This window comes from Leptospira inadai serovar Lyme str. 10 (assembly GCF_000243675.2).
GTDB classification, from domain to species: Bacteria; Spirochaetota; Leptospiria; order Leptospirales; family Leptospiraceae; genus Leptospira_B; species Leptospira_B inadai.
The window spans coordinates 14,767-27,218 of record NZ_AHMM02000012.1 but is presented as its reverse complement, the minus strand read 5'-3'; the positions used below and the strand labels follow the sequence as shown (position 1 = coordinate 27,218).

Below are 12,452 nucleotides of genomic sequence, written 5' to 3'. Positions count from 1 at the left end.
GAGCCTTCGATTAAACGAAGTCCATGAATTCAAATAGGAGTTTTACAATCGATCGGAAGTTCGAAATAAAAGCGGGAGAACTTACCGGATTTTTCCGCGAGTCCGATGCTCCCGTGATGGCTTTCCACAATTTTCTTGCTGATGGCCAATCCGAGACCGGTTCCGCGGGATTCCTTGGCCGTAAAAAACGCATCGAATATCGTATTTCTAATAAATTGCGGGACACCTGGGCCGCTATCCCAAACTTCGAATCGAATTTTTTCCACAATACCCGATTCCCCTTTGATACCGACGACATCGATGCCCAAGAATTTATTCTCCGTCGCTTCGGTGCAAAGTGCGTCCTTTGCATTGAGTAACAGATTGAGCAAGACCTGCTTGATCTTCTGACTTTGGCACAAAATAAGAGGTAGGGATTCTCGTTCCTGCCCCTCCTCCACTTTGATTTTCTCGATCTGTAAAAGTGGAAACGCCAGAGTTAGGGCCTCGTCTCGGAGGCGGTACGGATCGACCCGCTCGAAGCTTGTCCCGTCTCCTTTCGCATACAATAATAAATCCTTAACCAGTCTGGATAAGCGATCCGCTTCGGACGAAATGATATCCACATATTTCAGAAGTTTAAGATCGACTAACGATTTGGCCAATAAATTGGAGTAACCTAGAACGATCGTAAGAGGGTTGTTGATCTCGTGAATCATTGCAGCCGCGATGAGCCCGATGGATTCTAATTTTTGGCTCCGGCGTAAAATCGATTCGTAAGAATCTTTTTCCGTCTCGATCATTTTTCGTTCGGTTTGATCCAATAAAAATCCTTCCAAATAATCCGGATTCTGCGAATGCGCAAATACCCGCAATGTTCCGTAAAAGGGAGAACCGTCTTTCTTCAGCAGACGCACTTCCTCCCCTTGTATTTTACCTGTTTCGCTTAATATTCCGTTCAGAGCGTTTCTCTGATCGCGATCCGCCAAAATATCGGCTACACGAATCAATGAGGAAGAAGAGTCGGGATCGTAGCCGAGCATTTTGAAGAATGCAGGATTCCCGTAGATGACTTGGCGATTATAAACCGCAAAAATACCTTCCAGCGCGTTATCCAATAAGGATCGAAGCCGCTCCGAAGTTACTCGCAAAGTTCGCTGCATTTCCATCTCTTCGGTTACGTCTTTCAAAATAGAAACGAAGGAAATGATCTTGCCTGTGGAATCTTTCGTGGAGGAAATCGTTTGATCGCAATGGAACAAATCCCCGTTCTTCTTTTTATTGATGACGGTTGCCCGAAACGTTTCCCCTTTCAAAATCGTTTCCCAAAGTCGTTTGTAAAAACTCTGGTCTTGTAATCCTGATTTTAATTGATTGGGCGAACTTCCTCGGATCTCGCCTAGACTATATCCCGTAAGCTTTTCGAAGGCCGGATTAACGAATTCGATATTGCCGTCCAGACTTGTGATAAAAACCGCGTCTGCGGTATCGTTTATAGCCGCCGCCAATTGAAGGTTATACGACTGCACCTTCTTACGATTCGTTTCATCAAAGAAGGAAAGTAAAATATGCGATGTTTGTCCATCCTCGGTTTTAATATGGTCGAATTTCAAGGACGCCGAAAACGAAACTCCGGACGCCGTAACGATTTCTAAATCCGGGAAACTTCCTCCTTCTTCTCCCGTAATTTTCTCCAGGAAGGTGTCCTCTTGAAACGGCATTCCGATTGTCCGAACGATTGTCCAGGGACATTCATAGAAATGGCGTCCGAGTAAATCCTTCGACGAGCCGCCTAACCATTGCAGCGCCCTAGCATTCGCGAACGTGATTCTCCCTTTGCCGTCTAAGAGAAAAATCGCTTCCTGTAATAAATTCAGGGTTCGATAATAGAAACTCTCGGTAGGCGTACTGTTTCCTATACCGGAAGAATCTTCGCTGGAAGATGCTCCGCCGAATAAAGTCATCGAAAGTTTCCTATCGTTAAAAATGACATTTTAACAGTATGATTGAGAATTGAGAAGAAATATCGTCCCTTAAGGGATAATATTTAAAGAAAAACTAGTCTCCCAGGAGACGGAATAGATAAATCGTTAACCGTTGCAATTTATCCCGTTCCGGCCCGGGAATGTCTTTTTCGAGATCGATCGTTTTTCGGTATATCGACTTCAGGTGATTTTTCATGGTCCCTTGGTGAATGCCAAGCTCTTCGCAAACGAGACTCTTATCTTTTCCGGATGCTATTCCGGCACATATTTCGGTTTCCTTTCTAGTCAGTTTGGTTTTTTCCCGAAGCATTCGTACTAGAGCGGCCTTGTCCAGGCCTTCGTATCTACGAAATATATCCGGAGGAGAAATCGGTTCCGTCCCGATTTCTACGGACCCTCGCAATTTTACCAAACCTCCCACTTCATTATTGGAAAGAATCATACTTAAGAAATTTGAAATCCTTCCTTCCTCGTCCTGAATCGGGGAAATAACCTGATTCCATTGTACATATTTTCCTGCGTGGTTTCGATTTAGAAAGCTGCCATGAAACTCTTTCCCGCTTAGAATCTTTTCCCAAAATTCATCGTAGAATTCCCGGGACGTTTGGCCGGACTGAAAGATTTTAGGAGTCTTTCCGATCAATTCGTCTTCTCTAAATCCCGAAACCGTCTCGAATTGCCGATTTACGGCTAGAATAACACCACTCTTGTCCGTTAGAAACATGGCGTTACGAGACTGTCGAAATGCCTTATAAATCGCCTCGTTGCGAACCGAAGCGCAGCCGGACCCGCCTTTCAAAAAAAGAAAAAAAGAGAGTCGTTTTTGGGAATTGGGCAGTAAAGGGGCGATCTGCAATACAGGAATTTCTTCCCCGACCTTTTTACGAAGATATACGTAGCCTCGCCATTCCCCTTCCCGTAAAACGGATGGGAAGACATCGGACGCAATGTACGCGCGATCCGAATCGGAGAAAAAATCCGAGAGTTTTTTTCCGAAGAATACGTCGCCCGAATGAAGTCCTAAAATTTCAAGCCCCTTGCCGCTGATATGCGCAATGTGGCCCTGCACGTCGCAGATCAATAGGATATCAGGCAAGGTTTCGTATTTTAGAACGTATTCCTTTAAATCTTCCAATCGCTCGATCCTTCAGCTCCCGGGAGGTTGCGGGAAACGATAATAAATGGACGTGAAATTTCCCGAGAAAATGAAGAGAGGGAAAACTCTCGCCTTCTTACACTACGTAGGACAAAGAATTTATGCAAAATCCAACAACTTTGGAGAATTTCCTGCGCAAGAAAAGCGTTTTAACTTGTTACTTTATACCTTTCAGAAGACAGAGGACTGAGGACAGACGCGCTCGCTTCGCTCGCGCTAGACAGAAGCTGCTAGATATGGGAAAGGTTACAGAAGTAGAGCTGGGATCTACGGGGATGTCAGCTATAGAGAAAGATTCTTATGCTAACACTGGATCTTTCTTCGGCCTTCCGTTCTCTGTGCCGGAGCTCCAACACAATTCATTTACACAAAATTGCTGACACCCTCTCGCACCTCGAAAATCCAGTAACACCTCGCTCCAGCATAATTCGTTTTCAGAGGACAGAGGTCAGAAGACAGACGCGTTCGCTTTGCTCACGCTAGACAGAAGCTGCTCAATGTTGGAAAGGCGCTAAGGTAGAGGAAAGATCTATCGCACAGGAGCTCCAACATAATTCGTTTTAAAAAAAAATTGTTGTCAGGGAAATAGTAATAATTATCTGTCATCTGCACGGAATCTCCGCTCACCAATGTTCTGTCCTCAGTCGTCTGTCTTCCGTCCTCTGAAAGTCCTCTGTATCTTTCTTGCCACCAAGCTTGGACGGACAAATCCTAACGGTATGAACGATCTCATTTTGGTTATTGGAAATAAGAATCTTTCCTCTTGGTCGTTTCGACCTTGGATACTCCTCAAACAGGCCGGCATTCAGTTTCAGGAAGTTTCCTTAAAACTCTATACTCCGGAATACGCCTCGGTAATCGATCAATACTCTCCTTCTAGAAAAGTACCCGTACTCCAGGATGGGGATTTATTGGTCTGGGATAGTTTAAGCATTAGCGAATATATCGCCGAAAAATTTCCTCAGCTCTGGCCTGGGGATCCTTCAATCAGAGCGAAAGCCAGATCCGTTTCGGCGGAGATGCATTCCGGTTTTGCGGGATTACGAAGCAATCTCAGTATGAATTTCACCGGAAGAATTAAAGGGAAGGAAATTCCTCCGGAAGCACAGAAAGATATCGATCGAATCATCCAAATCTGGACAGAAAACTTACAGTCGTTTGGCGGACCGTTTTTATTCGGAAAAGATTTTACCGTCGCAGATGCGTTTTATGCGCCGGTCGTTTCCAGATTTATCACGTACGGCGTAACTCTTCCGGATCTCGCTTCCCGATATGTTCGAACCATTTCCGAACTTTCCGCCTACAAAGAATGGGAAGCGGGAGCGGCAAAAGAATTACAGGGCGAGTAAGCTAAGCGAAATTGTGACAAAATTCTTTTTAATAAAAGCTATATCATAATCAGAAAGAGCATTTTTACAAAAAATATGTAAGTCATTTTTTGTTAGGAAGAAACTTGAGAGATCGACCCGTTTTGCAGAAACCCATTGAGTCTAGTCTTTAATTACCCTTGACAGAGGAAAATAGAGTATGTAAAATTACTTATCAAGCTTTCAGTAATTATGATTACTTCATCTCAAATTCAAGAGGTCCTCTATAGCCATAAGGAAGAATTATTTAAACTCGGTGTACAAAAGCTCTTCCTTTTCGGCTCTATCGCAAGGCGAGAAAACACTAAGGATAGTGATGTAGATATATTGGTTAGATTTAATTCCGGTCAAAAGAATTTTGACAACTTTATGGATTTGTCTTTTCGATTAGAAGATATTTTAAAAGTGCACGTAGATCTTTTAACAGAGGATTCTATTTCCGGTAGCGTAAGGGACTCAATATTGGCTGAGGCAGTGGATATTGAAATCTGACTTAGGTTACATCGGTCATATTAATGATGAAATTATTTTTTTACGGATGAAGTCAGCGAATTTAAATCATGAACAGTTTCTCTTGGATGAAGTTTCTAAAAGAGCTTTTGTAAGAAGTATAGAAATAATAGGCGAGGCCTCAGGTAAACTTTCAGATTTATTCAAAAAGAAATATTCCGAAGTAGATTGGAAGAAATTATCGGCTACGCGCAATCGCTTAATTCATGGCTACTTTGTCGTTGATTATGATATAGTTTGGGATTTGGTAGCGAACAAGATTCCGGCTTTAGAATCTCAAATTCATTTCATTATTGAACAAGAAAAGACTTTGTTCGATTAGTGGATTCCTAATTTGGCTAACTACGGCTCTGTCCCTCCCTAGTGGATCTTCCGCCACCCTCTTGGGCTTCGCCAAATTCCGATTTATCACTCGTCTTGCCTAGCGAGTCTCGTGTAAAGTACCTCGCACTCGAGCCAAGTCCTTCGGACACACGAAACTTCGGCAATGATCTTTCGAAATCCGGCACTTCGCAAAAAACCGTCGCACCGGCATTTCCTAGAAACCGATTCGGGAGTCTAGGACTGGACAAAACACATCCATCCTCATCGGAAAATGAATACTATATAAATTGATAGTTTACATATAAATAGCTAAATTGTATTCTTTTTCTCGAAAGTTTAGCTTCGAGACGGATGAAAAAGCAGCGAAATGGGAAGCGGGAGCGGCAAAAGAATTACAGGGCGAGTAAGCTAAGCGAAACATTTTCAAACCTCTTTTCGCGATGTGAAGAGGGCATCCGTCCATGCCCGCAATTTTAGCTTAACTTTAACAATTGACAATACACTATATATGATGTAAGCTGACTTGTGAGTCAAAAATGGACCGTAATATATTACGAAGACAAAGAAGGTAAGTGCCCGACTATTGAGTTCATTGACGGTCGATCCATTAATAACCAAGCTAAGATAATGGGTTTAATTAATTTGTTAGAAGAACGAGGTCCGAATTTACCAAGACCTTATGCAGATTTTTTGACAGAGGGTATTCATGAGTTGCGGCTTAAATTATCAGGAGATCAGGTTAGATTCTTATACTTTTTTATCTTTAGGCATTATATAATACTTACGCATGCATTTATAAAAAATGTTCAGAGAGTTCCGGTCAGTGAAATTAAAAGGGCAATAAAATGCCGTGAAGATTTTCTGTCACGTTATACCGAAGAGAAATTGAAGGAGGAGATTGAATGATGAAGAGCTTTAAATCGCATTTAAAAAGTAAAGTATCGAATCAAAAGTTCTTGGAGGCGTTTGATCAGGAAAAGCAGCTATTAGGGTTAGCTTTAAAGATTCAAGAATATAGAAATAAAAAAGGGTTAAGTCAGGCAGATCTTGCAAAAAGGGCTCATGTAACTCAGCAACAGGTAAGTAGATTAGAAACCGGGATAAATACGAATGTTAGCACATTTCTAAAAATTTGCCATGCGTTGGATTTAGATTTGTCCTTAAATGTTATCAAAAGCCGCAAAGTTTCAGTTTAAATTTACCTCCAGATTTTATATCCTGTAAAATCTGGGGAAGTATTTTCGGTGAGGCTTGAAAACTTCGCATAACTAAAAATTATCGCGGCGCTGCAGATCCCTTCATGACCCTCTTGGGCTTCGCCAAATTCCGCTTTGCCACTCCTCACGTCCGGCAGGCCTCGTGTAAAGTACCTCGCACTCGCGGAACTTCGCCAACCCTTGGTCGTTTTGCGGAATTGGACAAAACGTTCCTTTAAAAGTAAAAATATATCCGATTGACAGATATATCTGTGATGCAAACATATGGATTAATGATCAAATCTTTCGGAGATAAAGAAACTGAAAGGATCTTTCATCAAGAATTCTCAAAGAAAATACCTCCGGAAATACAGAGTAGGGCCTTAATCAAACTTCTCATCTTGGAAAATGCCGAAAAAGAAGAAGATTTAAAGAGTCCACCGGCGAATAGATTTGAACATTTAAAAGGGAACTTAAAGAATTATTGTTCCATCAGAATAAATGACCGGTGGAGAATTACATTTAAATTCTCCGATGGAAATTGCTTTGGTGTGTCCATAGTAGATTATCATTAAGGGGGCTTACTATGAAAGCCAAGAGAATTCCAACACCAACAGTCTCTCAAATCCTCAGAGAGGAGTTTTTGGATCCATTGGAAGTAACTCCATATAGACTGGCAAAAGAGCTGCATGTTTCGACCTCTACAGTATTAGAGATTTTGCACGATAAGCGTAAAATCACAGTGGATATGTCTTTGAGACTGGCTAAGTTTTTCGGAATGTCTGATAAATTTTGGATAAATCTTCAAAATGATTTAGAAATAAGAAAACAGAAAGAGAAGCTAAAGCTCAAATTGAAGAGTATTCAAACGCTGCAAAGAGCTGGCTGAGTTCATTGCCCAACTTCGCATAACTAAAAATTATCGCGGCGCTGCGGATCTTTCCGCGACCCTCTTGGGCTTCGCCAAATTCCGATTTATCACTCGTCTTGCCTAGCAAGTCTCGTGTAAAGTACCTCGCACTCGAGCCAAGTCCTTCGGATATGCGAAACTTCGGCAATGATCTTTCGAAATCCGGCACTTCGCAAAAAACCTTCGCACCGGCATTCCCTAGAACCGATTCGGGAGTCTAGGACTGGACAAAGCGAATCTATCTTCATCGAAAATGAATACTATACAAATTTATAGTTTACATATAAATAGCTGAATTGTATTCTTTTTCTCAAGACTTTAGCTTCGAGACGACGAATGAAAAAGCAACGAAGAGGTACGACTTCCGCGCCGGAAGGACGATTCGATTCAATCTCCCGAGAGATCTGGAAGGAAGATAGAGAAGAAGATGCAGTAAATCGGACGACTCAATTTTTTTCGGAAGATTCTAAATCGATTCTCACTCATAACGATTCTCCCGATATTCCGATAGATGCGAGCCTCAATCCCTATCGAGGTTGTGAGCATGGCTGCATCTATTGCTTTGCGCGTCCCAATCATGCATATGTGGATCTTTCCCCCGGAATCGATTTTGAGTCCAAAATTTTCGTAAAGAAGAACGTGGATCTTTTGCTGATCCATGAATTAAAAAAACGGAAGGGCCCGGTGGAAACGATTACCCTCGGAACTGCAACCGATCCGTATCAACCTGGGGAAAGAACCTATCGGAATACCAGAAAAATCCTGGAAGTCTTACTCAAATTCAGACAACCGACCGCCATCATTACCAAATCATCGTTAATTCTACGAGATATCGATATTTTGTCGGAAATGGGAAAATTAGGAATCCTGAAAGTATATGTTTCGGTAACTACCCTCGATAAAGAACTTTGGTCCGCTCTCGAACCTAGGGCCCCGGCTCCGGGAAAGAGATTGGATGCAATCCGCGGTTTATCAAAGGGGTCGGTACCGGTGGGGGCGATGTTCGCTCCCGTAATTCCTTTTTTAAACGATTCGGAAATGGAAACGATACTGGAAGAGGTAAAGCAAGCAGGCGCCTTGAGTGCCGGAATGGTTCTTCTTCGACTTCCCTACGAAGTATCCCAATTGTTCGTGGAATGGCTAGAAATCAATTACCCGTTAAAAAAGGAGAAGATCCTTCGCGTGTTGAGGGAAGCTCGTGGAGGCAAACTGTACGATTCCGATTTTAGCCAACGCATGACCGGAACGGGTACGTATGCGGAACTTTTACAAACTAGGTTCCGGTTGGCGATCAAACGCTTCGATCTAAACGAAAGGGCCTCCTTTCGCAAAGATTTGTTCCGAATTCCGGAGGAATACCAAGTTCGGCCGAGCAAAAACCAGGATTTATTGCCCGGACTTTTTTAGTATTCCTGTAACAGAAACGCGGTAGAATCCTCGGCACGAAAACGGTATCTAGCGCGAAAAGCGAACGATCGAAAATCTTACGGATTTTACCCGAAAGGCAAGATCATTTAATATGTTCCTGCAGTTGCTTGATTTGTTGTTCCTTCTCGGGTGATTGCCATGCTTTATAAGAGAAGGTGTTTTGATCGTACGTCCTGGTTACATAGTTTTCCTTATAAGGAGCGATTAATTCCTTATCCGGCTCGGTCGTTTTAGCCGCAAGAATCTTCCTCATGCCTTCGGCGCCTTGTCCGAACCATTCGGGATCGATGGGAAGATTCACTCGATGCCCTCGTAATTGAGAAAGCGCGTACGGCCCGTCAAAACCGCTCTCGCGAATCAGTTTGCCGAAGAATAGAAAATCGATTTCTTGTCTACCCCCGTTCAGCTTTCCGTCGAACGAAGCCCAAGCGATGGGTTCTCCACTTGCGGCATGAATCAAATTCGCTTCCAAATGATAGGTACCGGATCTGAAAACGTTTAATGCCGCACGAACGGAAAGGGAACCGTCGGAAGGAGAGTCGGAAAAATAACTGCTCCATTCCGCCGGTTGATTGGGTGAGGAAAAGAAGGAAGAAATGATTTTGCCTTCCTTCTTTTCCTTTCCGTAAACGAACTCCACTTCCAAAAACATATCCCCCCAATCTTTGGAGGTCGGTCGCCATTGAAACGTAAAAAGATTATCCTTCGCTTTTACGTCTCCATCCACCCCGTTATCGTTTCCGTCCGGACTAATAGCTCCGAATTTATTACCGTCAAATTCCCGCGTTAATTTCACGTTCCGAACGTCCAAGGGAACTCTTTGAAATTTATTATCGTAACATTCAAGAGTAATGTATATAGGATCACGGGTTCCGATCGCCGCCCATTGCAATGGTTGCAGTTTGCAGGAATATCCGTTGGGTTGTTTGTCCGTGGGTTTGTCCGCCATCGGTATCGCAGGCACACCTATGAAGAACGGATTCAATAGATCTTCATTATATTTTGTTAATGGTCTGGAATTCGGAGGATACTCCGACCATTCAAGATAGTCTTTTAAAATCTTTTCGGGAGGAATACTCTCATCCAAACTTTGAAAATAACCCGAATCGGATGTTCCGGAAGTGGACGGGGATCCCCCCTTGGCCATAAATTCCGCTCTTTCTTTTTTCTCTTTTTCGGTAAGAAAGAATCCTTCTTCCTTCCCCTCTTCCCATAATACAAAAAGAATCAATAAGCTCACGAGTAGCATTCCTACATAGATCCAATTTTTTTTATTCTTCATGAATTAATTTTTCCTTCCGCTCTCGGCCTAACTGTTTGTGCAGAGACCTCTTTCCGCTCAACCGTTTTATTTTGTCGAAGGACGCCGGTGAATTTAGTAATCCTTACGGATTAATTTTGCTCAGGAGCGGAAACAAGCGGGTGTCTTCTCCGGAAAATATAAGTGAAATATCATTGAAGACCGAACTTTAAAGTAAAACAATTGTTACAAATAATACCGAACGGAGTACGCAAATTGTAACGACCGATATGCATAAATTTTTTATAATTATTTTTGAACGCTCTCTATTTATTTTACATTCTAACCGTTATGTTAAAAAACTCTCCAATCACTTGACGCATAGCACAACATAGTACATAGTAGTACAACGTGAAATTCACGAACTTTCGTTCAGGAATTTCTCAAAAGATCGGAGAATAGTGAAGATGAAAAATTGGAAGAGTATGGGATTGGGGTTAGCTTTCGCATTGTTGTTTGCTGGTTCCCTTTCGGCACAAACATATACAATATTCGTGCACGGAAAATCGAGCTCAAATCACAACGGCGTCGGCCCAACTGACGTGAATAATTACTGGGGAACCGCTCCTAATTCGGTATCCGGAGCGAAGATCTTCGTCGGATATGACGGAACGAGCGACCCTAGAACCTATGGCACAGCCAGAGCCCAAACCAACCTGACTACCGGCTTAAACACGTATTGCAAAGGATCCAATTCCTGCAAAATCGTGTGCCACAGTGCAGGCTGTTATGCGACGGAGTATTGGCTTTCCAATCTCGGAGCGACTACCTCAAGCAGAGGCTATAATATCACGAAAGTGACTGCTTTAGCTTCGGCATCGGGTGGATCCGAATTGGCTTCCGCGCTGAACGGAATCACGTTCGGCTTCGGTGGAAATGCTATGGATAAATCCTTAATCGTAGGAACTGCTCGGGGTGCATACAACCATAACGTCACCGCAGGAGTGACTCTGTACCAAGTTCCAGGTTATAAAGGATTTTCGGGAATTCAAGGCGCTTCTTCTTGGATTCTTCCGGGTAACGACGATGGAGCCGTTGCATTCCATTCTTCTTGCGCATACAACAAGGCCGGCGGTTTAAGCGTATGCCAATCCTCCGTAACCCAGAGCGAAGGTATTTGGCCGTTCAATTCGAACGTAACTTATACCCAATTTCAGGGCCACACGAGAGCTCCTTCTGTGGGATCCGGAGGATTATATCTGGATCACATAGAGTTGGAAGGCGAAGGCTGGCGTTAATCTGACGCGATAGTTCGTCGTACGGATGTGCGGCGAACTTATTTATCTTAAAAATACATAAACTTCTTCCACCGAAGAGAAACGTTCTTAAAATATCGGCATGAACGGAACAACTCGATTGATACGGAAGAATCTAATTCAAATAACCTGCCTCTTATCAACTTTCCTTTTTGCCTCTTGTTCTCGCATGCTTTGGCGACCTGCCGGACTCGCGATCGAACGCGGATGGTCCGAAACCGGAAAGGAACTAGTACAAACCGAAGTCACTTACGAAGAACGTTTTTCCTGGAATCCTTTAGCCGGAACGAGCCAAAAACGGAATTATAAAACTAAATTCAGAATATACGATTTAACCGGCACTCCGGACCCCAAGGGAGAATCTCCCATTTATAATTATGAAGCGGCTCACTGGACATTACCCGGATCCGTTTATTATCATTCCTCGACTGCAAGGCTTTTTTGGATCCAGGGAGTAAACGATGAATATGGGGGAAATACTCGAACCCCGTCCGTTTGGTCTCCTCATGGATTCAGATCCTTCGAGCCGAAGCAGTTCTTAAGCAATGAACAAACTATATTACGTTTTGTACCTTCTCCGGATGGAGGAACGGCGGCCTTATTGATCGGCAAAGTCGACGAAAGTTTGGAGATCGTATCTCCGAAATTGATCCTCGCCGATACGAACGGACAATCCTCCTCTTTGGATAAAGGTTATTCCGAGAATCTTTTATCCGAATGGAAGGAAATACCCACATACCAACTTCGATGGTCCGCCGATTCCTCCTCGATCTACCTTCGTCTGGGTGAACATGTCGTGAAGATAACTCGAAGAGACGGAAAATTAGTAAAGGCGAACGAATTCCCCCGCTGCTTTTTTCCTCCTACAAATTTCGGTCCGGTCGGGATTAGTCCGGCCGGGACAGGAGGAGATTCATCGAAGGCCAGGGAACTTGAACCTGCTCCTTTTAGAAATTATTCCGATCGGCCTATGGTGAAATATACCGATCGGATCAGGGACTGCAGTCTCACGAAATAAAGATTTCTTCCGAATGGAATTGT

At 43.2% G+C, this 12,452-nt stretch carries 13 protein-coding genes; 10 read left to right on the top strand and 3 right to left on the bottom strand.

Annotated features, from left to right (window positions below; all coding sequences use genetic code 11):
• Window positions 1–29: 29 nt before the first annotated feature.
• The gene (locus LEP1GSC047_RS03425) at window positions 30–1,943 is read right to left on the bottom strand and encodes a PAS domain S-box protein (protein ID WP_010413732.1); all 1,914 of its coding nucleotides are present in this window, start codon (window positions 1,941–1,943) and stop codon (window positions 30–32) included.
• A 94-nt stretch (window positions 1,944–2,037) separates the two neighbouring features.
• Window positions 2,038–3,099: a PAS domain S-box protein gene (locus LEP1GSC047_RS20775; RefSeq protein WP_010413730.1), complete on the bottom strand. Its 1,062-nt coding sequence runs from the start codon at window positions 3,097–3,099 to the stop codon at window positions 2,038–2,040.
• A gap of 740 nt (window positions 3,100–3,839) precedes the next feature.
• On the opposite strand from LEP1GSC047_RS20775, the gene LEP1GSC047_RS03415 reads away from it, so the two are divergent.
• From LEP1GSC047_RS03415 to LEP1GSC047_RS03375, 8 genes are all read left to right on the top strand, one after another.
• Window positions 3,840–4,469 carry a glutathione S-transferase family protein gene (locus LEP1GSC047_RS03415; protein WP_010413728.1) on the top strand — a complete coding sequence of 210 codons (630 nt, stop codon included), beginning with the start codon at window positions 3,840–3,842 and terminating at the stop codon, window positions 4,467–4,469.
• A 210-nt stretch (window positions 4,470–4,679) separates the two neighbouring features.
• Entirely contained in the window at window positions 4,680–4,979 is a 300-nt protein-coding gene (locus LEP1GSC047_RS03410; protein WP_010413726.1) for a nucleotidyltransferase family protein, read from the top strand.
• A complete protein-coding gene (locus tag LEP1GSC047_RS03405) occupies window positions 4,969–5,319 on the top strand; it encodes a HepT-like ribonuclease domain-containing protein (RefSeq protein WP_010413724.1) in 351 nt (116 codons plus the stop codon). The genes LEP1GSC047_RS03410 and LEP1GSC047_RS03405 overlap by 11 nt, the downstream gene beginning before the upstream one ends.
• A 629-nt stretch (window positions 5,320–5,948) precedes the next feature.
• Complete coding sequence (locus tag LEP1GSC047_RS03400) at window positions 5,949–6,227, top strand: type II toxin-antitoxin system RelE/ParE family toxin (RefSeq protein WP_308447606.1); 279 nt, start codon at window positions 5,949–5,951, stop codon at window positions 6,225–6,227.
• Window positions 6,227–6,517 (top strand): helix-turn-helix transcriptional regulator, encoded by a 291-nt coding sequence (locus tag LEP1GSC047_RS03395; protein ID WP_010413718.1) that lies wholly within the window; start codon window positions 6,227–6,229, stop codon window positions 6,515–6,517. Before LEP1GSC047_RS03400 ends, LEP1GSC047_RS03395 begins: the two co-directional genes overlap by 1 nt.
• A gap of 293 nt (window positions 6,518–6,810) precedes the next feature.
• Complete coding sequence (locus tag LEP1GSC047_RS03385) at window positions 6,811–7,092, top strand: type II toxin-antitoxin system RelE/ParE family toxin (protein ID WP_020988203.1); 282 nt, start codon at window positions 6,811–6,813, stop codon at window positions 7,090–7,092.
• A gap of 11 nt (window positions 7,093–7,103) precedes the next feature.
• Window positions 7,104–7,406, top strand: coding sequence for a HigA family addiction module antitoxin (locus LEP1GSC047_RS03380; RefSeq protein WP_010413714.1), 303 nt, complete (start codon window positions 7,104–7,106; stop codon window positions 7,404–7,406).
• Between the two features lie 357 nt (window positions 7,407–7,763).
• On the top strand, window positions 7,764–8,834 hold the full coding sequence (locus tag LEP1GSC047_RS03375) for a PA0069 family radical SAM protein (RefSeq protein ID WP_010413712.1): 1,071 nt from the start codon (window positions 7,764–7,766) through the stop codon (window positions 8,832–8,834).
• Between the two features lie 103 nt (window positions 8,835–8,937).
• On the opposite strand, the gene LEP1GSC047_RS03370 is transcribed toward LEP1GSC047_RS03375, so the two are convergent.
• A complete protein-coding gene (locus LEP1GSC047_RS03370) occupies window positions 8,938–10,137 on the bottom strand; it encodes a hypothetical protein (RefSeq protein WP_010413710.1) in 1,200 nt (399 codons plus the stop codon).
• Window positions 10,138–10,562: 425 nt separating this feature from the next.
• Between LEP1GSC047_RS03370 and LEP1GSC047_RS03365 the strand changes: the two genes are divergently transcribed.
• Window positions 10,563–11,393, top strand: a complete 831-nt coding sequence (locus tag LEP1GSC047_RS03365; protein WP_010413708.1) for a hypothetical protein — start codon at window positions 10,563–10,565, stop codon at window positions 11,391–11,393.
• Window positions 11,394–11,511: 118 nt separating this feature from the next.
• On the top strand, window positions 11,512–12,429 hold the full coding sequence (locus tag LEP1GSC047_RS03360; protein ID WP_020988207.1) for a hypothetical protein: 918 nt from the start codon (window positions 11,512–11,514) through the stop codon (window positions 12,427–12,429).
• Window positions 12,430–12,452 lie beyond the last annotated feature (23 nt).

Bases quoted from the DNA above. Each gene is read 5' to 3' on its own strand.
- LEP1GSC047_RS03400 (WP_308447606.1), top strand. From the start codon at position 5,949: ATGGGTTTAATTAATTTGTTAGAAGAACGAGGTCCGAATTTACCAAGA.
- LEP1GSC047_RS03380 (WP_010413714.1), top strand. From the start codon at position 7,104: ATGAAAGCCAAGAGAATTCCAACACCAACAGTCTCTCAAATCCTCAGA.
- LEP1GSC047_RS03425 (WP_010413732.1), bottom strand. From the start codon at position 1,943: ATGACTTTATTCGGCGGAGCATCTTCCAGCGAAGATTCTTCCGGTATA.
- LEP1GSC047_RS03395 (WP_010413718.1), top strand. From the start codon at position 6,227: ATGAAGAGCTTTAAATCGCATTTAAAAAGTAAAGTATCGAATCAAAAG.
- LEP1GSC047_RS03385 (WP_020988203.1), top strand. From the start codon at position 6,811: ATGATCAAATCTTTCGGAGATAAAGAAACTGAAAGGATCTTTCATCAA.
- LEP1GSC047_RS03370 (WP_010413710.1), bottom strand. From the start codon at position 10,137: ATGAAGAATAAAAAAAATTGGATCTATGTAGGAATGCTACTCGTGAGC.
- LEP1GSC047_RS03375 (WP_010413712.1), top strand. From the start codon at position 7,764: ATGAAAAAGCAACGAAGAGGTACGACTTCCGCGCCGGAAGGACGATTC.
- LEP1GSC047_RS03365 (WP_010413708.1), top strand. From the start codon at position 10,563: ATGAAAAATTGGAAGAGTATGGGATTGGGGTTAGCTTTCGCATTGTTG.
- LEP1GSC047_RS03410 (WP_010413726.1), top strand. From the start codon at position 4,680: ATGATTACTTCATCTCAAATTCAAGAGGTCCTCTATAGCCATAAGGAA.
- LEP1GSC047_RS03415 (WP_010413728.1), top strand. From the start codon at position 3,840: ATGAACGATCTCATTTTGGTTATTGGAAATAAGAATCTTTCCTCTTGG.